An 18,376-nucleotide genomic window follows, 5' to 3' on the forward strand; every position below is an offset into this window, starting at 1 on the left:
ATGGTCATTCCATTTTCAAGAGCTGCAACGCGGCTGTGGGCAATCTGGGGGGCTCCCTTCGGGCGGGCCGCTAAGCAGCCATCTGCGGCGTTGCACTTGCTTGACGTAGAATGACTACGCCGGCGCAAGTGCGCCTTGCATCTGGCCGCTTAGCGGCCCGCTGGTGTCACTATTTAGTACCATACAGGACACTAATTTTGCGGCAACCACTCCTTGATCACCAGCGTCACTTTGACAGGCCCCGCCGCCTGGCGGGTTTCCGCCACTATGCGGGTGGGTAAGACGTAGGCCCCGACGTTCTGGTAGCCGCTGAAGTTCAGGTTCCAGCCGGCCTGCTGCAGGCTTTGCAGTTGCCCCTGGCCGCTCTTTTGCTGGCCCTCCACCGGCGCACCGGGCGCGGCCATGCCGCGCACCCAGTAGTACATTTCCGCCACCGGTAACGGCCAGCCGAGAATCTCTGCGGTGAGCTCCGCCGGGGTGGCGGCCTGCAGCGGCACCTCGCCGCCTTTTTGCAGGGTCACGCCGGCGGGCGTGCCGGTAATCACCGTGGTGCCGGCGCCCAGCGGGCCACTGAGATGGATGCGGTAGTTTTGTGCGGTGCGCTGCCACCACTGCAGATTGGCGCTGCCGTTCTCCCCCGGCGAGCGCACACCCAGTTTGCCGTTGATGGTCCAGTGCTGGAGCTGTGCCGCCGGCGATTCCGCCGCAATCGGGGGCCGCGGCTGCGGTTGCGACTGCTGGCCGGCACAGGCGGCGAGTGCCAGGGCGACCCAGCCGAGAAACAGGCGCTGCAGCGCCCTGCGTTCACTGGGTGCCGCGATTTTCCAGAGACCCGTTTTTTCAAGATTCAGAAACATGCTGCTCCACTCCCCCTTTGTCGCGCAGCCGCTTCATGGCCGCCGGGATGACTTTGCTCTGCGGATTGATTTCCAGGCCGCGCTGCCAGACCTGCACAGCTTGTTCGCGATCGCCCTGCACCCAGAGTACTTCGCCCAGATGCGCGGCGATTTCGTGGTCTGGCAGTTTTTCCATGGCTTCCCGCAGATACTTTACCGCTTCGCTGTGATTGCCCAGACGGTACTGTACCCAGCCCATGCTGTCGATAATAGCCGGATCCTCCGGGCGCAGTTGCAGTGCCCGGGCGATCAACTGCTGCGCCTCGTCGAGGCGCGTGTCGTCCTCGGTCAGTTTGTAACCCAGGGCGTTGAGCAGAGTGGCGTTGTCCGGATCGCGTTCCAGCAGTTTGCGCAGGCCGCTCTCGTAGGCGGCGGAATTTCCCAGGTGGCTGCTGGTGAGGGCGTGGGCGTAGATCAGGCGGCCGCTCTCCCGATGCTGCTCCAGGGCCTTGTCGAGCAGTTCCAGGGCCTGCTGGTGACGCTCGTGCTTGTTCAGCAGTTCCGCCTCCAGCAGGTAAAAGTGTTCCGCCTGCTCCGGGTGCCGCCGGCGCAGTTCGGCAAACCAGTCGCGGTTGTTCCCCGCCAGGCCGGCGGCGGCCAGCAACTGGGTGCCGCGGGTAATCGCCTCCACATAATCGCCGCCGGGCTCCACTGCGCGGTAGTGGGCGATAGCGCCGTCGACATCCTTTTCCCGCTCGGCGATGCTGCCCAGGTAGAAGTGCGCCGCGGACTGGTGCTGATCCAGCTTGAGCAGGCGCTCGAACAGGGGTTTGGCCTGGGTAAGGTTGTCGGTTTCAAAGCGGATCAGCGCCAGCGACAGGATCATGTTGCCGTCGTAGGGGCGCTGGGCCACCAGTTCGGCGAACTGCTGTTGCGCCAGGTCCAGGTCCTTGCGGATCAGCAGGCGCGCATACTGCAGGCGCAGGCGGCTCTCCTGGGGGTAGGTGCGCACCAGGTTTTCCAGCAGTTGCAGGGCCTCTTCGCGCCGGTTCTGGTCCACCAGCAGGTGGGTTTCCAGCAGCGGCGCATCGAGCATTTCCGGGTGCTGTTCCTGCACCCGGTGGACGATGGACAGGGCCTGTGGGTATTGCTCCTGGGCGCGCAGCATCATCGCGTGGGCCAGGGCCGCCTCGCCGTTTTGCGGATACTTCTCCGCCAGCCGGCGAAATTCCGCCAGGGTCTGCTCTTCCACTTTTTCATCCGCCACCGCGGCGGCGGCGAGGGATTGCAGCGGGGCGTCGCCGCCCAGGTCCAGGGCTTTTTCCGCGTGGGCCAGCGCTGTGTCCAGCTCCCCCGCCAGGGCGAGTTCGGCGGTGGCGGCCAGCTGCGCTTCTACCTCTTCCGGCTCCAGTTCCACCCACAGCTGCGCCGAGCGCAGCGCTGCGCGACGGGCGTTGAGGAAGCGCGCTATATGGGTGGCCCGGGCTGCCACCCCGGGGTCCTTGGTGCGCTCGGCCTGGTAGTAGTAGTTGGCCAGGGCCACGTCATACTGCTCGCGGTTGCCGGCCACCTCCGCCACCAGCAGGGTGTAGAAGGTCTCGATGGGGAAGGGGCGGGCGTCGGCTTTCTCCTCTGCGGGCGCCACGGGCTGGGGCTGCGGCTCCGGGAGAGTCTCTTCCCGGGCAGGTTGCTGGGCGCAGGCGCCGAGCAGCGCGCAGACGGCCGCGGCGAGTAGCGACTTGTGGGAAAGCGGGCGGGAGAGGCGGGCCGGGATTGCTGGAGGCATAAGGGCGTATCCGTACGTTACGGGGGCATCAGGTGGCGTCTTTTGAGCGGTTATCGCCGTATAATTCTAGTCGTGATTGGACCCCCGGACCGTGCTCAGGGTTCGCAAAAGCAAAGTCTGCGTCTTTTTAAACCCTCAATTTAACCGCCGGCTCGCTTGCAAGCGGCGCGGCCGCCCGGGAAAATGCGCTCCCGCAGTCCGCTGCCACCACCAGATTTAACGCCGACAGGAGCCTATGCCAATCCTCGCCCTGGGTATCAACCACGACAGCGCCCCGATCGAGGTGCGCGAGCGGGTGGCCTTTGCCCCGGAGGTGATGCCCGGCGCCCTGGCGGATGCGCGCAAAGCCCTGGGCTGTGCGGAACTGGCGATACTCTCCACCTGCAACCGCACCGAGATTTACGGCGAGGTGTCGGAAGAGCGGCTGCTGGAGTGGCTGGCGGACTATCACCAGGTACCCCGGGAGCAACTGGTTGCCAGCCATTACAGCTACCGCGGTGAGGATGCGGTGCGCCATATGATGCAGGTGGCCTGTGGCCTCGATTCCCTGGTGCTGGGCGAGCCGCAAATCCTGGGCCAGATCAAGTCCGCCTACGCGGTTGCGCGCGAGAGCGGCAGCGTCGGCAGCCTGCTGCACAGTGTCTTCCAGCAGGTATTCGCGGTGGCCAAGAAGGTGCGCACCGAGACCGCCATCGGCGAGAACCCGGTTTCCGTGGCCTACGCCGCGGTATCCCTGGCGTCGCGCATCTTCACCGACCTGGGGCAGCAGACGGCGCTGCTGATCGGCGCCGGGGAGACCATCGAACTGGTGGCGCGGCACCTGCTGGACCAGGGGGTTGCGCGGCTGATCGTCGCCAACCGCACCCTGAACCGCGCGGAACAGCTGGCGGATAATTTCGGCGCAGAGGCCATATTGTTGGCGGATATCCCCGAGCACCTGTCGCGGGCGGATATCGTGATCAGCTCCACCGCCAGCCAGCTGCCGATCCTCGGCAAGGGCGCGGTGGAATCGGCCCTCAGGCTGCGCCGCCACCGGCCCGTGTTTATGGTGGATATCGCCGTGCCCCGGGATATCGAACCCCAGGTGGGCCAGTTGGACGACGTCTACCTCTATACCGTCGACGACCTGCGCGGGGTGATCGACGAGGGCAAGCGCTCGCGGGAAAAGGCCGCCGAGGCCGCCCACACCATTGTCGATGCCGCAGCCAGTGCGTTTATGCGCGAACACCGCGCCCTGGGTGCGGTGGACACCATCCGCAATTACCGCCAGCGCGCGCAGCAGATCGGCGACACGGAGCTGGAAAAAGTGTTGCTGCAGCTGGACAAGGGCGAGGACCCGCGGCGGCTGCTGGAGCAGTTGGCCCGCTCCCTCACCAACAAACTGATTCACGCCCCCACGGTCAATCTCAGGCGGGCCACCGCCGAAGGGGACCTGCAGCGGCTGCGCCTGGCGCGGGAAATCGTCGGCCTGGACCCCTTCGCGGAAACAGAAGCAGAGAGTAAAAAAGACGAATGAAAGATTCGGTAATGAACAAGCTGGAAAACCTGGTGGAACGTCACGAGGAGGTGTCCGCGCTGCTCGGGGATGCGGACATTATCGGCGACCAGGACAAATTCCGCGATCTGTCCCGCGAGTATTCCGAGTTGGAAGAGGTGGTGAAGTGCTACGGCCGCTACAAGCGGCTGCAGGACGACATGGCCGCGGCGCGGGAGATGTTGGGTGAGAGCGATGCAGAGATGCGCGAGATGGCGCAGGAGGAGCTGCGCGAAGCGGAGACGCAACTGGAGCCGCTGGAGCGGGAGCTGCAGACGCTTCTGCTGCCGAAAGACCCCAACGACCGCAAGAACGTCTTCCTGGAAGTCCGCGCCGGCACCGGCGGTGACGAGGCGGCGATTTTTTCCGGCGACCTGTTCCGCATGTATTCCCGCTACGCGGAAAAACAGGGTTGGCGCATCGAGATCATCAGCGAAAACCCCGGTGAACACGGCGGCTATAAGGAAATCATCACCCGGGTGGCCGGCGAGGATGTCTACGCAAAACTGAAATTCGAGTCCGGCGCCCACCGGGTGCAGCGGGTGCCGGAAACCGAATCCCAGGGCCGCATCCACACCTCCGCCTGCACGGTGGCGGTGATGCCGGAACCGGACGAGCGCGACGCGGTTGAGATCAACAAGGCGGACCTGCGCGTGGACACCTACCGCGCCTCCGGCGCCGGCGGCCAGCACGTGAACAAGACCGACTCCGCGGTGCGCCTCACTCACCTGCCCACCGGCATCGTGGTGGAGTGCCAGGACGAGCGCTCCCAGCACAAGAACCGCGCCAAGGCCATGGCGCTGCTGCAGGCCAGGCTGCAGAGCGAGCAGGAGTCCGCCGCCGCGCAGGAGATTTCCGATGCGCGCCGCAACCTGGTGGGCAGCGGCGACCGCTCCGAGCGTATCCGCACCTACAACTTCCCCCAGGGCCGGGTCACCGATCACCGCATCGGTCTCACCCTGTACAAGCTGGACGAAATCATGCAGGGCGCGCTGGACGAAGTGATCGAGCCACTGCGCACCGAGCACCAGGCGGATCAGCTGGCCGCCCTCGGGCAGTGATCAGTGGTTTGTGGGTGGTGGTTGGTGTAGGAGCGGGGACCGCCAGGGATGGCGGAAATGCAGATTTTGCAGGAGCAAAAATCTGCCCATGCCCGCGATCTGAGTCTGCCATTACTGAAAACCTGATCGCGGGCATGGCCCGCTCCTACACGCATTCAAAATGAGCACAGTCAAACAAAACCTCGCCCGCAGCGCCGGACTCGCCGACAGCGACACCGCCCGCCTGGATACCGAAATTCTGCTCGGCCATGTCCTCGGCCGCCCACGCACCTGGCTCTACACCTGGCCGGAATACGAGTTGAGTGAAGCCGAGCAGACAGAGTTCGATGCGCTGTTCGAGCGCCGCAAAAACGGCGAACCGGTGGCCCACCTCACCGGCACGCGGGAATTCTGGTCGCTGCCGCTCAAGGTCGACGCCTCCACCCTGATCCCCCGCCCGGAAACCGAACTGCTGGTGGAAACCGCGCTGGAGCTCTGTCCGCAGGAAACCCTGCGTGCGCTGGACCTGGGTACGGGCACCGGTGCCATCGCCCTGGCGCTGGCTTCGGAAAAACCCGGCTGGCGGATAGTCGCTGCGGAAAAATCCGCGGAGGCAGTGGCGCTGGCGGAGAAGAACCGCCGCGCTCTCAAACTCGACAAGGTGCAGATTCTGCAGAGTGACTGGTTTGCGCAGATACCGCCGCAGCAATTCGACCTGATTCTCAGCAACCCGCCCTATATCGACGCCGCCGATCCGCACCTGGAGGAGGGTGATGTGCGTTTCGAGCCCCGCTCGGCGCTGGTAGCCGCGCGCGAGGGGCTGGCGGACATCGAATGGATTGCGCAGAAAAGTATCGAATACCTGCAGCCCGGTGGCTGGCTGATCGTCGAGCACGGTTGGCAGCAGGCCGAGGCAGTGCGCAAAATATTTGCCGCTGCCGGTTTAAATAATATCGAGAGCCGCAAAGACTACTCCGGCTGGGAACGGCTGACGCTGGGCCGGAAATAATACCTGTAGGAGCGGCGGGGCGGCCATCCGCCATGCCCGCGATCTGAGCCTGATCGCGGGCATGGCCCGAAGAGATAGAGTTAACAGAGGGGAATCCGTGCACGACCACGTCCACCATCGCCGCGGCAGCGGCCACCTGCGCCCGCTGGTCTGGGGCCTGGTAATCACCTTTGCCTTCGCCATGGTCGAGGCGGTGGGGGGCTGGCTGTCCGGTTCCCTGGCGCTGCTCGGCGACGCGGGACATATGGCCACCGACTCCCTGGCACTGGCGCTGGGCGCGGTGGCCGCGCTGCTGGCGCGGAAGCCGGCAGACCGGGAGCTGTCTTTCGGTTGGGGGCGCGCCGAGGTGCTGGCGGCGATCGTCAATGCGGTGTTTATGCTATTGATTATCGCCGGTATCACCTACGCGGCGATAAACCGCCTGCGCGATCCGCAGCCGGTGCAGGGCGACACAGTGATGGTGATTGCTGCCATCGGCCTGCTGGTGAATGTGCTGGTGGCTTGGACACTGCATCGCGGTGAGCAGACGCTGAATATCCGCGGCGCACTGCTGCATGTGATGGGCGATCTGCTGGGCTCGGTGGCCGCGCTGGCCGCCGGTGCGGTGATCTATTTTACCGGCTGGACGCCGATAGACCCGCTGCTGTCACTGCTGATCTGCATTCTGATCCTGATTTCCAGCCTGCGCCTGCTGCGCGACGCGGTGGATGTGCTGATGGAGCGGGTGCCGCGGGAGCTGAGCCTGCCGGTGGTGGGCGAGACCATGGCGGCGGTGGAGGGTGTGCGCTCGGTGCACGACCTGCATATCTGGCGTTTAGACAGCAGCACCATTTCGCTCTCCGCGCATATCGTGGTGGACGACCTGCAGGCCTGGCCCGGGGTGCTGGAGCGGCTGCGGGAGGCTCTGATCAAACGCTTCGCGATTGAACATATCACTCTGCAGCCGGAACCCATTCAATTGATGGTGATCAGTTAGTCTTCGTCGCTCTCCACAGTCTCCGGTTCCTGCGGCTTCTCCACCGGTTCCCCGGAGGCGGGTTTTTCGGGGGCCGGCTCGTCGGTAGTGGTTCCCGCACTTTCCGCAGCACTTTCTGCCGCACCTTCTACTGTACCTTCGGTTTTTTCTTGCTCCGGTGGCGGGCTCTCCGCGGTCACTTCCTCCGGCGGGCTGATCTGCTCCTGGGGTGCCTGGATGCCGATGTGGTAGGCAGCAAAGCCCGGCTGCACCACCTGGTTCATGGCCATGCCCAGCACCCGGCCGTTGTACTCGGAGCGGATTTCCTTGCGCACGTTGGTGATCGGGTTGGTGACGGTACCGAGCAGGTCTCCCTTGCGCACGGACTCGCCGAGTTTCACTTCGCTGAAGATGATCCCGCCGGTGGTGGCGCGCTGCCAGGTGGAGTTGTAATAAACCGGCTCCGGGTCGCCCCAGAGGCGGAACTTGCTCACCATATCCAGCTGGTTCAGCAGGGTGCGGATGCCCTTGACGCTGTGGCTCACCGACACTTCGTCGAGCACCATGGGGGCGCCCGCTTCCAGGGTCACTGTGGGAATGCCGGCGTTCACCGCCGCGCGGCGCAGGGTGCCCTTGGCCCCGTCGCTGTGCAGCACCACGGTGGAGCCGAAGCCCTTGGTCATTTTTACCACCTTGGGGTTGGTGAGGTCGCCGCGCAACTGCGGCAGGTTGGTGCGGTAGAAGGAACCGGTGTGCAGGTCCACCACCGCGTTGCAATGGACGATCACCTCGTGGAAAAACGAATGGGCGATACGGGAGGCGGAGGAACCGTTGGGATCCCCGGGAAAGTGGCGATTGAGGTCGCGGCGGTCGGTGAGATAGCGGGAGCCGCGGTGAAAGCCCTGCAGGTTGACGATGGGCACGCCGATCACCGCGCCGCTCAGGTTGGCCGGGTCCAGGTTGTACATCACCCGGCGCACCGTCTCGATGCCGTTGAGTTCGTCGCCGTGGATCGCCGCGGTAAGGCACAGGGACGGCCCCGGCTTGGCGCCATTGACCACCAATACCGGGGTGGCACTGTAGACGCCCTCGAAGTGCTGGCTGGGCGACCAGGCCAGACGGGTCGAGGTGGCCGGCGGTACTTCGGAGCCGAGGAGACGCAGGGGTTTGGCGATTTCCACTGCGACCGGCTTGTCTTCCGGGACGGCGGTATCTCCGGCTGCCGCTTTATCTTCGGCGCTCTCCTCCCGGGGACTTTGCGCTTCGTCGCTGCCGGCAGCGGTTTCGGGGGCTTGCGTTTCGGGCTGCTCTGATTCCGGCTGCTCCGGTTCCGGCTGTTTTGACTCCGGCTGTTTTGTTTCCGGTTGCGGGGCTGGAATAACGACCTCTTCGTCGATGGGCCTGTCCAACTCGATATTTTCCGCCTGGGGCACGCCGCCTTCCGGGTCGTCCTCCTGCTCGGTCAGTGCGAATGTGGAGACGGACATCAAAAACAGGGCTGAACACAGCAGAGGCCGACGCAAAGGCGGGCGCAGAAACATGCAATAACTCCGTTGGATCTTGTGTTGGTGATTCATAGGCGACTTGGACGGGCAGTATAGCGAAAGCGTTCCCGGCGAACTGCGCGGCGGTCGGCGAAAACGCGGATCAGGTTGCCGGTATCGCCCGGTGGCTGGTGCGCCGGAGACGCAGGCCGAGCAGAATGGAAGCCACCCCGAGTCCGATACAGAGACCGGTCCAGTAGCCGTACACACCCCAGAGATTCTCCCCCAGCCAATAGGCGCTGCTGAGTCCCACCAGCCAGTAGGAGAATATCTGCAGGACCATGGGTACGCGGGTGTCCCGGTAGCCGCGCAGCGCGCCCCAGGACATGGCCTGGGCCACGTCCACCAGTTGGAAGGCGGCGCACAGCAACAGCAGGTTGGTGGCCACGGCGATGATATCCGCGTTGGCGGTATAGGCGAGCACGAAGGGGTACCGCAGGGCGATCAGCAGCACGCCGGTGGCGAGGGCATACAGCAGCCCGCTGCCGACCCCGACTGCACTGGTAAAACGCGCGCGTTTGGGGCGGTTCTGGCCCAGCAACTGCGCGGTGCGAATACTCAGCGCCTGGGCCAGTGCAAGGGCCACCAGGTAGAAGATAGAGCCGATACTCAGGCCTATCTGGTGGGCCGCCACTATGGTGGCGCCGTAGGGGGCCAGCAGTATCGTCAGGCTGGCGAAGAAGGTCACTTCGCTGGCGGCGCCGATGCAAACGGGCAGGCCCACAGCCATCAGGTGTCGCTGGGTGGGCCAGTGGGGCCTGGGAGGCCGCAAGCTGAGTTTCAGGGAGCGATAGGCCGGATCGCTGCCGGCATGCCAGAAGAGCGCGGCGGCGATGGACCAGCTCACCAGGCTGGTGGCCCAGCCGCAACCGGCGCCGCCCATGGCCGGAACCGGCCCCGCGCCGAACACCATCAGGATATCCAGCGGAATATTCAGCACCGCGGCCGCGAGATAGATGCGCATCACCGGCCGCACCCGGCCCATTCCTTCGCAATAACCGCGCAGGGCCGTGCCCATGGCGAAGGGTAGGGTACCGGTGGCCAGTGCCAGCAGGTACTGCTGCATCACCCGTCGCACCGGTTCCTCGGTATCGATCCACTGGCCCCACCAGGGCACCGCGAGCAATGCACCCACCACAACCAGGCCACCGATCAGGGCAATCCACTGCGCCTGCTGCAATTGCCGGGCGCAGCCAGGTTCGTCCCGCGCGCCGCGCAGGTGCGCCACCACCGGCGAGACCGCGGCCAGCAGGCCGATCAGAGTCACTGCGCAGACCGCCCAGATACTGGAGCCCAGGGCGAGGCCGGCGAGATCCACTTCGCTGGCGCGGCCGGCGACGATGGTGTCGGTCACACCCATGCTGACCACCGCCAGGTTGCTCACCACCAGCGGACCACCGAGGGTGGTCAGGTGCGAGAGTTCGGTGGCGGCGGCGCGGCGGTAGAGTTTGGGCATGGTGTGTAACAGGTGGAGCGGCGCGCCGACTAAAGGAAAAATCAACTGCAATAAAGAGGGCGGGATTATGGATGGCGCACTGGGTGGGTTCAATCGGCTTTACGGGATTTTTTTGCGCGGCGTGCGCTCGCTGGACTGGCTGGGCCCGCTGGTATTGCGCCTATACCTGGCTCCGATTTTTATCCTCTCGGGAATGAATAAAATCGGCAGTATCGAGGGTGTGGCGGCCTGGTTTGGCAATCCCGACTGGGGGCTGGGTCTGCCGGCGCCGCTGCTGATGGCCTGGCTGGCGATACTGACCGAACTGGTCGGCGGTGTGGCACTGCTGCTGGGGCTGGGGGTGCGATTGGCGGCGATACCGTTGATGGTGGTGATGGCGGTGGCTGCGGTGACCGTCCACTGGCAATACGGCTGGTCCGCGCTGCCGGACCAGACCCTGGTCATGCCCTGGGAGTGGCGCCAGGACCTGATCGCCGAGGCGGCGGCGCGCAAGGGCCGGGCGATTACCCTGCTCAAGGAGCACGGCAACTACGGCTGGCTCACCGAGGCGGGCAACTTCACAGTGTTGAAAAACGGCATAGAGTTTGCCGCTACCTACTTCGTCATGCTGCTCGCGCTGCTGTTCAGCGGGGCGGGGCGCTTTGTCAGCCTGGATGACTGGATCTGCCGCCACTGCGCCAAACAGTCGCCCCCGCGTAGATAGAGTTCGGGCTCCGGCCCATATAGATGTTATACTCGCCGATTATTTAACCCACGCCGTTCACGGCGTCCGCCCTGCGGGCGGCAGATTTTGCTCCTACAAATCTGCATTCCCACCATCCGGCGGTCACCTACGGCGTTCAAATTCGCTCCCGGCGAATTTGTAAGCATTTGAGCGAGTATTTCACTTGATAGGAAAGTTGTTCCGCCGTTCCGCGTCCAAAGATGAACAGGACACTCAGCCCGAGGGCTCCAGGCCCGAGCAGGGTCCTCGGCCCAAGGGAGAAAAGAACTCCCAATCCGAGCCGGCCGGCCCGGACAGGGGCAATCCCCGCCGCGGCAGGGGCGGGCAGCGCGGTGGCGGGGGCCAGAAAGCCAAGGCTCCCTGGTCCCTGGACCAGTTTCAGGTGCCGGAACAGGAAGGCAAGGTGCGTTTCCACGACCTGGATCTGCCCCTGGAGCTGATGCACGCCATTTACGACCAGGGTTTCCAGTACTGCTCGCCGATCCAGGGCCGCTCGCTGCCCCACACCCTCAACGGCCACGACCTGGTGGGCAAGGCCCAGACTGGCACCGGCAAGACCGCCGCCTTCCTGATCACCATTATCGATGACCTGCTCAAGAACCCGTTTGAGGGCGAGCGCTACGCCGGCGAGGCGCGCTCGCTGATCATCGCCCCCACCCGCGAGCTGGTGATGCAGATCGCCGACGACGCCAAGGCCCTGTGCAAATACACGGATCTGGAGATCCACACTCTGGTGGGCGGCATGGACTACCAGAAACAGCAGCGCAACCTGAACGAGCGCCTGGTGGATATACTGGTCGCCACTCCCGGCCGCCTGCTGGACTTCGCCAGCAACCGGGACTGCTACCTGGACCAGGTGGAAGTATTGGTGATCGACGAAGCCGATCGCATGCTGGATATGGGCTTTATCCCCCAGGTGCGGCGCATCGTGCGCCAGACTCCGCGCAAGACCCACCGCCAGACCATGTTCTTCTCCGCCACCTTCACCCCGGAAGTGGACTCCCTGGTGGAACAGTGGACCCAGGACCCGGTGATCGTGGAGATCGAGCCGGAGCGGGTGGCCACCGACAGCGTGGACCAGCGGGTCTACCTGGCGGCCAGCGACGAGAAGTACACCCTGCTGTACAACATCCTGCAGAGCGACGAGGTGGACAGCCTGATCGTCTTTGCCAATCGCCGCGACCAGTGCCGCCGCCTGCACGAAAACCTGGAGGCGCACGGCTTCAGCGCCGGCATTCTGTCTGGCGATATTCCCCAGAACAAACGCGTGCGTACCCTGGAAGATTTCAAGGCGGGCGTGACCAAGGTGCTGGTGGCCACCGACGTGGCCGGCCGCGGCATCCATATCGCGGGCATCAGTCACGTGGTGAATTTCACTCTGCCAGAGGAACCGGAGGATTACGTCCACCGCATAGGCCGCACTGGCCGTGCCGGAAAGACCGGCACCTCCATCAGCTTCGCCTGCGAGGACGATGCCATGCGCCTGGAGCCGATCCAGCAATTGCTGGGACAAAAGCTCAAGTGCGAACAGCCGCCGGAGGAATTGCTGGTGGAGCCGCCCAAGGTAAAAGTAAAACGCAGTAGCGGACCCGGCGGCGACAGTCGCGGCGGGCGCCGCGGTGGCGGTGGTGCTGGTGGTGGTGGCCGCCGTCCGCGCCGCTGATTTAGCTTTCCGCGCACTGCACTGGGGTCAGTGCGCCTCTTCTGTATTGAGAACCGGTTGGTGCTGTGCCAGCCGGGCCGGCTCCAGCAGCCGGGCCCAGAAGCCTGCGGAAATCTCACTGATCACGCTGCTCTCCGCGTTCAGCAGCACCACCAGGCCCACGCCGAGTCTCCGTGAATAGGCGATATCCGCCACATAGCCCTGTACCCAGCCGCCGTGGTACACAAGATCCTCCCCGTGCACCTGATAGATACGCCAGCCCAGCCCGTAGTGGGCGTCCTGCAGGTGATCGCGCCAGGCTTTTCGGCGCAGGTCCTTGGGAGTGCGCACCCGCTTGCGGGTGATCTCCTCCACCAGTTGCGGCGGAATCACCTTCGGCTTGTGTCCCATTTGTGCGATCAGCCATTTACCCAGGTCTGTGACACTGGCATTGACGCCGGCGGCGGGCAACACCCGGTAGTAATTCGCATTGACCTCGCCGGTTTTCCATTCCCCGTCCCGCTTGATATGCGGCAGAGCGCGATTTTCGGCGGCCAGGAAAGCATCCCTGCCCACCGAGGCGCGGTGCATCTCCAGTGGGCGGAAGATACGCGTGTCCACCAGCTCCCCATAGGGAGTGCCGGTGACCTCTTTCAGTATGGGCTCCACCAGGCTGAACAGAATGTTCTGGTAGCCGTAGCAGTGTCCGGGCTGGCAGCGCGGGTCCAGTTCGCGGAAGCGCGGCAGTATGCGCTCCAAAGGCTGGTTGGCTTCCAGCAGGTTGTCGTAGGCATTGGGTACCAGGCCGGAACTCTGTCCCAGCAGGTGCTGCACCTGCAGTGCCTTGGATTTTTCGGGCGTCTTGAAGCGGAATTCCGGCAGGAAGCGGTTAACCCGGTCTTCCCAGTTCAATTTCCCCTCGCGTACCACCAGCCCGGTCACCTCCGCGGCAAAGGTCTTGGACACGGAGGCAATGCGAAATACCGTATCGGGATCTATCTTGTCCTCAGAAGCGAGTGCGCGCAGGCCGTGGCCCCTCGCCAGCAGTATCCTATCGCCCTGGACTATCGCATAGGCACCCCCGGGGATGCCGGCCTCCTCCAGTTTTTGCCGGAACTCCGCGTCAAACTGTTCGGTGAGGGTATTTAGAGGCTGGGCGCTCGCCTGGGCACAGGGCAACAGCAGCGCGGCTGCGAGCAAAACGGACTTCAACATAATGGTTTTTTACCTCTGACCCCAATGGCACCAAGTTAAGGACTCGGGCGGTCTTGCTACCGGGAGCTTTTTGCGGGACACGGGCTGGGCGCCCCCCCCTTAATCCATCCCTGGAGGCTTGTCCGCGAGGTCCCTCTCGCAGACAGTCCCGCAAAAAGCCCCCGGCATCAGGCCCTTCGCATCAGGGTTATCGCTTAACTTAGTGCTACTCCCCTCTGACCCGAACTCAGTTGCGATTTTCTGCCGGAATTTACCCTTTAATGGCCCAAAGCTTCTATTGCCTCCAGCCGCTTGCGGGTCTGCGGGTGGCTGGAGAAATAGTGGCCCAGATAACCCTTTTCCTCTTTCCGCTTCAGCATTTGTTGGAACAACTCGCCCGCGCCCTCGGTATTGCCGTAGGCGCAGGTCATCAGGGCCAGGGCTTCCCGGTCCGCCGCGCTTTCACGTGCCTGGGAATACTGCGCCATCTGCAGGTTCAGCGCCGGATTCAGCAAGGCACCCAGATCCGCGTTGCCGCCGGTGACCACTGCGGCGCCGGTCACCAGCACTATCCCCCTGCCCAGGCCGCGCAAATGGTCCCAGTGCCGGAAGTGGGCCAGTTCATGGGCCAGCACAAAGGCCAGCCCGCCCTCGCTGTGAACTGCTTCCAGTAGGCCGGAGGTGATCCCCAGGGCGCCGCCCGGAAAGGCCATGGCGTTCAGCTCCGGTGAGGCGATCAGGTGCGATGAGATGGGATAGGGCAGGCCTGCGCAGGGAAGCAGTTGTTCCAGTACCGATTCCGTCAGTGCCAGTTGCTCCCCGGCTTCTTTCTCGCTGGCAAAGATTTTTCCCAGCGCCTCCAGGTTCATGGCATCGTAGATGGCCAGCTCCGTTTCGGCGGACAGGTGATCGACCGCGGTATCCACCAGCAGCCCCAGCGCCAGGTAGATGACTGCCAGTATCACCCCAAGACCGGCCAGCAACTGGCCGAAGTCCCGTAGCGGGTGGCGGCGGGGGATGTTGACGTTGTGTTCCGGCAGTCGGGGGCGATATTGCATTTCCAGGGTTTATTTCGGCTCGGTATAGATTGCCGTGCCGGTGGCCAACACTTCAACAGTGCCCGTCTGCCGGCCCTGACCCTGGAATATCGAGGAGGTATCCACCCGAAGGTTAATGATCTGGGTGGCGCCGGGGCAGGATTCCTTGAGGCGCAGAGTGGCTTCGCGCCGGGCGCGATCCAGCAGGGTTTCATAGCTGCCGACGGTGCCGCCAAAGAGGGCGCGCAGGCCCGCGGCGATACGCTTGAAATAGTCCACGGAAATACAGCAGTTGCCCCTGACCAGTTCCGCGCGGGTAATGTGGCCCACTTTTCCAATCGGGTTGCGGCTGCTGGTGGTGGCCAGTTGGAGCAGCGCCCGCTCGCGTTCTTCGATGCTGCGGAAATGGCGCTTTTCCAGAAACTGCCCCACGCCATAGCCGGTGACCAGCAGGGTGAGAAAAATCCATAGCTCGATCATGGTGCTTTACTCCACGGTGACGGCGGTGCCATAGATATAGATTTCCGAGGCGCCGGCGGATACCGCCGAGGTGGAAAAGCGCACGTTCACCACCGCGTTGGCGCCCACCTGCCTGGCCTGTTGCGCCATACGTTCCAAGGCCTAGTCTCGGGCCTCAGTAAGCAGCTCCGTGTAGCCCCTGAGCTCGCCGCCCACGATGTTCTTCAGCCCCGCCATTAGATCGCGGCCCACATGTTTGGCGCGGACGGTGCTGCCGGATACGACGCCGTGAACGGCAGTGATGGTCTTGCCGGGAAATGTTTCGGTATTGGTAATCAGCATACTGCTTCCTTCTTACTTATTGGTCTTGTGTTTCAATAACCTGGCCGGTGCCCGGATCCCCCTGCTGCCGCAGCCGCTCTATCCACAGCGCAGTACCGCCGGCCACCGCCGCCGGCATCACGAAAATATTCAGTACGGGCACCATTTTTGCCAGCATCACAGCGCCGCCGAAGCTCAGGGTGGTGAGCTTTTTGCGCAGCAGTATGTTTTTCAGTTCATCGAAGGGGCGCTGGTGGTTGTCCAGCGGGTAGTCGATATACTGGATCGCCATGCACCAGGCGCCCCAAAGCGCGCCCATCACCGCGGGGATAAATACCGTCCAGCTGGTAAACAGGGCCACCACCAGGATCACCAGGCCCCAGCCGATAAAGTATCTCAGTTTGCGCAGCTCGCGCCCCAGGGTGCGCCATATCATGCGACCCAGGGGCTCCGCGGGCGGTGGGCGGCCGGTGAGAAGCTCCTCGACCTTCTCCGCCAGGAAGCCGTTAAACGGTGCGGCGATAATATTGGTGATAATGGCGAAGACGTAGCCGTAGACAAAAAAGAACAGCAACAGCACTGCGAGGGCGATTACCCAGGCCAGCCACCGGAACACATCGGCGGCCCAGGCGGCGCCCTTGGCCATGGTGGCCTCCCACCAGGACATATTCCCGGTATCCACCGGCGTGTGTGAGAGCAGGCTGCCGAGGTAGTCCGCGAGACCACCCAGCTGCGAGAGCATCACTGCGGTCAGCACGATAAACAGCACCAGATTGATCAGCAGCGGAACTATGATGAACGGGCGCAGTTCGCGCCGGGCCAGCAGCTTTGCGCCGTAGATCAGCGCGTTCACGCCGTGCACCGGGTTGGAGGTCATGGCGCCCGCTCCTTAAAGCTTGGCCCCGGCGGCCCGCAGGATGGCCGCGTAGTCGCTGCCCTGGCGGTGCTCCTCCATACGTGCGAGCAGGGTCTTGCCGTCCGGCCCCGGGCTGTTGAGGTCCAGGTTCTGTTCCCGGAACAGGCGCACGAAGGTTTCGAAATTTTCCGCTTTCATACTGCGGTAGGCGCGCTCCAGCAGGTAGTAGTCACGGGTCACGCCCTCGGGTGGTTCGCCGATCAGGAAGCCGGCAATGCGCTCGTCGTCGAAGACTTCGCCGAGGACTTTTTGTTTGTCTTTCTTCAGGCTCACAATTTTTTCCTTAATTCACTCTTCCCTGTAGGAGCGGCGGGGCGGCCATCCGCCGCTGGCCGCGATCGGGTTCGATGCCATATACGAATATCGATCGCGGCCAACGGCCGCTCCTACAAGGTTCTTTTGGTTTACAGGAGGGCGTCGAGCTTTTCCTTCAGGATCTTGTTGATCATCTGCGGATTGGCCTGGCCCTTCGAGGCTTTCATGATTTGGCCGACAAAGTAGCCCATCATCTTCGGCCGCTTGGCCTCCTCGGCCTTGCGGTAGTTTTCCACCTGCGCGGGGCTCGCGGCGATCACCTCGTCGACCATTTTTTCGATGGCGCCGGTGTCGCTGACCTGTTTCAGGCCGCGTTTTTCGATCACTGCGTCTGCATCGCCCTCACCGGCAGCCATGGCCTCGAACACCTGCTTGGCGATCTTGCTGGAAATGGTGTTGTCGGTGATGCGCGCAATCAGCCCCGCCAGCTGTTCGGCGGAAACCGGCGAGCGCTCGATGGGGAGTTCCTCCCGGTTCAGCAGCGCGGCCAACTCGCCCATGACCCAGTTGGCGGCCAGTTTGGGTTCGCCGGATTCTTTCGCCACGGTTTCAAAATAGTCGGCGACCGCGCGCTCCTGGGTCAACTGGTCGGCGTCATAGGCGGAGAGACTGTATTCGCTCTGGAAGCGCGCGTATTTGGCATCCGGCAGTTCCGGCAGCCGGCTGCGCACCATTTCCACATAGTCTTCGGACAGTTCCACCGGCAGCAGGTCCGGACAGGGAAAGTAGCGGTAGTCGTTGGCCACTTCCTTGCTGCGCATGGAGCGGGTTTCGTTTTTGTCCGCGTCGTAGAGGCGGGTTTCCTGCACCACACTGCCGCCGTCCTCGATCAGGTCGATCTGGCGCTGGGCCTCCACCACGATGGCTTTTTCCACGAAGCGGAAGGAGTTGACGTTCTTGATCTCGGTGCGGGTGCCGAGTTTTTCCTCGCCCTTCAGGCGCACGGAGACGTTGGCGTCGCAGCGCATGGAGCCCTGGGACATATCGCCGTCGGAAATGCCCAGGTAGGTGACGATGCTGTGAATTTTTTTCAGGTAGGCGACGGCTTCCGCGGCACTGCGCATATCCGGTTCGGACACTATCTCGATCAGCGGTGTGCCGGCGCGGTTCAGGTCGATGCCGGACATGCCGTGGCCATGTGTTTCAAAAATAGTTTCGTGCAGGGATTTGCCGGCGTCCTCTTCCAGGTGCGCGTGGTGCAGGCGCACCTTCTTGCTGGAGCCGTCCTCCAGGTGAATCTCGATTTCCCCTGGACCGACGATCGGTTGCGCGAGCTGGGTGGTCTGGTAACCCTTGGGCAGGTCCGGATAGAAATAGTTTTTGCGCTCGAACACCGAGCGCCTGCCGATTTCCGCGTTCATCGCCAGGCCGAACATCACCGCGTCGCGGAAAGCCTCCTCATTGGGCACCGGCAGGGTCCCCGGCATGGCCAGGTCGATGGCGCAGGCCTGGGTATTGGGCGCCGCGCCGAAGCGCGTGCTGGCGCCGGAGAAGAGTTTTGATTTGGTGGCGAGCTGGACGTGGACTTCCAGCCCGATAACGATTTCCCATTCCACGTGATTTCTCCTGAATCTGTTCGGAGTCCAAAAATTGCCGGTGGCACAAGGC

The 18,376-nt window shown here is 63.6% G+C and carries 16 protein-coding genes and 1 pseudogene; 6 read left to right on the forward strand and 11 right to left on the reverse strand.

Annotated elements, in window-relative coordinates:
- Positions 1-191: 191 nt before the first annotated feature.
- Complete coding sequence (gene lolB / locus PP263_RS00870; RefSeq protein ID WP_308366498.1) at positions 192-857, reverse strand: lipoprotein insertase outer membrane protein LolB; 666 nt, start codon at positions 855-857, stop codon at positions 192-194.
- Complete coding sequence (locus PP263_RS00875; RefSeq protein ID WP_308366499.1) at positions 841-2,622, reverse strand: tetratricopeptide repeat protein; 1,782 nt, start codon at positions 2,620-2,622, stop codon at positions 841-843. The genes lolB and PP263_RS00875 overlap by 17 nt, the downstream gene beginning before the upstream one ends.
- Positions 2,623-2,857: 235 nt before the next feature.
- On the opposite strand from PP263_RS00875, the gene hemA reads away from it, so the two are divergent.
- The 4 genes from hemA (at position 2,858) to PP263_RS00895 (ending at position 7,181) form a co-directional block, all read left to right on the forward strand.
- Positions 2,858-4,138 (forward strand): glutamyl-tRNA reductase, encoded by a 1,281-nt coding sequence (gene hemA / locus PP263_RS00880; protein WP_308366500.1) that lies wholly within the window; start codon positions 2,858-2,860, stop codon positions 4,136-4,138.
- Positions 4,135-5,217 (forward strand): peptide chain release factor 1, encoded by a 1,083-nt coding sequence (gene prfA, locus PP263_RS00885; RefSeq protein WP_308366501.1) that lies wholly within the window; start codon positions 4,135-4,137, stop codon positions 5,215-5,217. The genes hemA and prfA overlap by 4 nt, the downstream gene beginning before the upstream one ends.
- Positions 5,218-5,377: 160 nt before the next feature.
- Positions 5,378-6,205, forward strand: a complete 828-nt coding sequence (prmC, locus tag PP263_RS00890) for a peptide chain release factor N(5)-glutamine methyltransferase (protein WP_308366502.1) — start codon at positions 5,378-5,380, stop codon at positions 6,203-6,205.
- A gap of 97 nt (positions 6,206-6,302) precedes the next feature.
- On the forward strand, positions 6,303-7,181 hold the full coding sequence (locus tag PP263_RS00895; RefSeq protein WP_308366503.1) for a cation diffusion facilitator family transporter: 879 nt from the start codon (positions 6,303-6,305) through the stop codon (positions 7,179-7,181).
- Here PP263_RS00895 and PP263_RS00900 read toward each other — a convergent pair.
- Positions 7,178-8,647, reverse strand: a complete 1,470-nt coding sequence (locus tag PP263_RS00900; RefSeq protein WP_308366504.1) for a succinylglutamate desuccinylase/aspartoacylase family protein — start codon at positions 8,645-8,647, stop codon at positions 7,178-7,180. The genes PP263_RS00895 and PP263_RS00900 overlap by 4 nt on opposite strands.
- 160 nt (positions 8,648-8,807) lie before the next feature.
- A complete protein-coding gene (locus PP263_RS00905) occupies positions 8,808-10,160 on the reverse strand; it encodes an MATE family efflux transporter (protein WP_308366505.1) in 1,353 nt (450 codons plus the stop codon).
- A gap of 67 nt (positions 10,161-10,227) precedes the next feature.
- Here PP263_RS00905 and PP263_RS00910 point away from each other — a divergent pair, with 67 nt between their 5' ends.
- Both PP263_RS00910 and rhlB read left to right on the forward strand, forming a co-directional pair.
- A complete protein-coding gene (locus PP263_RS00910) occupies positions 10,228-10,863 on the forward strand; it encodes a DoxX family protein (RefSeq protein WP_308366506.1) in 636 nt (211 codons plus the stop codon).
- 184 nt (positions 10,864-11,047) lie between these two features.
- Complete coding sequence (gene rhlB, locus PP263_RS00915) at positions 11,048-12,547, forward strand: ATP-dependent RNA helicase RhlB (protein ID WP_308366507.1); 1,500 nt, start codon at positions 11,048-11,050, stop codon at positions 12,545-12,547.
- 27 nt (positions 12,548-12,574) lie between these two features.
- Here the strand turns inward: rhlB and PP263_RS00920 are convergent, their stop codons facing one another.
- From PP263_RS00920 to gatB, 7 genes and pseudogenes are all read right to left on the reverse strand, one after another.
- Positions 12,575-13,741: a serine hydrolase domain-containing protein gene (locus PP263_RS00920; RefSeq protein ID WP_308366508.1), complete on the reverse strand. Its 1,167-nt coding sequence runs from the start codon at positions 13,739-13,741 to the stop codon at positions 12,575-12,577.
- A 257-nt stretch (positions 13,742-13,998) separates the two neighbouring features.
- On the reverse strand, positions 13,999-14,778 hold the full coding sequence (locus PP263_RS00925; RefSeq protein WP_308366509.1) for a M48 family metallopeptidase: 780 nt from the start codon (positions 14,776-14,778) through the stop codon (positions 13,999-14,001).
- Positions 14,779-14,787: 9 nt separating this feature from the next.
- Positions 14,788-15,237, reverse strand: a complete 450-nt coding sequence (locus PP263_RS00930; protein WP_308366510.1) for a heavy metal-binding domain-containing protein — start codon at positions 15,235-15,237, stop codon at positions 14,788-14,790.
- Positions 15,238-15,243: 6 nt separating this feature from the next.
- Positions 15,244-15,558 (reverse strand): annotated as a pseudogene (locus tag PP263_RS00935) (YbjQ family protein).
- 16 nt (positions 15,559-15,574) lie between these two features.
- A complete protein-coding gene (cysZ, locus tag PP263_RS00940) occupies positions 15,575-16,414 on the reverse strand; it encodes a sulfate transporter CysZ (protein ID WP_308366511.1) in 840 nt (279 codons plus the stop codon).
- Positions 16,415-16,426: 12 nt separating this feature from the next.
- Positions 16,427-16,726 carry a PA4642 family protein gene (locus tag PP263_RS00945; RefSeq protein WP_183455662.1) on the reverse strand — a complete coding sequence of 100 codons (300 nt, stop codon included), beginning with the start codon at positions 16,724-16,726 and terminating at the stop codon, positions 16,427-16,429.
- A 131-nt stretch (positions 16,727-16,857) separates the two neighbouring features.
- Positions 16,858-18,324 carry an Asp-tRNA(Asn)/Glu-tRNA(Gln) amidotransferase subunit GatB gene (gatB, locus tag PP263_RS00950; RefSeq protein ID WP_308366512.1) on the reverse strand — a complete coding sequence of 489 codons (1,467 nt, stop codon included), beginning with the start codon at positions 18,322-18,324 and terminating at the stop codon, positions 16,858-16,860.
- Positions 18,325-18,376 lie beyond the last annotated feature (52 nt).

Origin of the sequence: Microbulbifer sp. TB1203 (assembly GCF_030997045.1) — a bacterium.
In the GTDB taxonomy this organism is placed as follows: Bacteria; Pseudomonadota; Gammaproteobacteria; order Pseudomonadales; family Cellvibrionaceae; genus Microbulbifer.

Bases quoted from the DNA above. Each gene is read 5' to 3' on its own strand.
- PP263_RS00930 (WP_308366510.1), bottom strand. From the start codon at position 15,237: ATGATCGAGCTATGGATTTTTCTCACCCTGCTGGTCACCGGCTATGGC.
- prfA (WP_308366501.1), top strand. From the start codon at position 4,135: ATGAAAGATTCGGTAATGAACAAGCTGGAAAACCTGGTGGAACGTCAC.
- prmC (WP_308366502.1), top strand. From the start codon at position 5,378: ATGAGCACAGTCAAACAAAACCTCGCCCGCAGCGCCGGACTCGCCGAC.
- PP263_RS00920 (WP_308366508.1), bottom strand. From the start codon at position 13,741: ATGTTGAAGTCCGTTTTGCTCGCAGCCGCGCTGCTGTTGCCCTGTGCC.
- PP263_RS00925 (WP_308366509.1), bottom strand. From the start codon at position 14,778: ATGCAATATCGCCCCCGACTGCCGGAACACAACGTCAACATCCCCCGC.
- lolB (WP_308366498.1), bottom strand. From the start codon at position 857: ATGTTTCTGAATCTTGAAAAAACGGGTCTCTGGAAAATCGCGGCACCC.
- hemA (WP_308366500.1), top strand. From the start codon at position 2,858: ATGCCAATCCTCGCCCTGGGTATCAACCACGACAGCGCCCCGATCGAG.
- PP263_RS00905 (WP_308366505.1), bottom strand. From the start codon at position 10,160: ATGCCCAAACTCTACCGCCGCGCCGCCGCCACCGAACTCTCGCACCTG.
- PP263_RS00910 (WP_308366506.1), top strand. From the start codon at position 10,228: ATGGATGGCGCACTGGGTGGGTTCAATCGGCTTTACGGGATTTTTTTG.
- cysZ (WP_308366511.1), bottom strand. From the start codon at position 16,414: ATGACCTCCAACCCGGTGCACGGCGTGAACGCGCTGATCTACGGCGCA.
- PP263_RS00875 (WP_308366499.1), bottom strand. From the start codon at position 2,622: ATGCCTCCAGCAATCCCGGCCCGCCTCTCCCGCCCGCTTTCCCACAAG.
- PP263_RS00900 (WP_308366504.1), bottom strand. From the start codon at position 8,647: ATGTCCGTCTCCACATTCGCACTGACCGAGCAGGAGGACGACCCGGAA.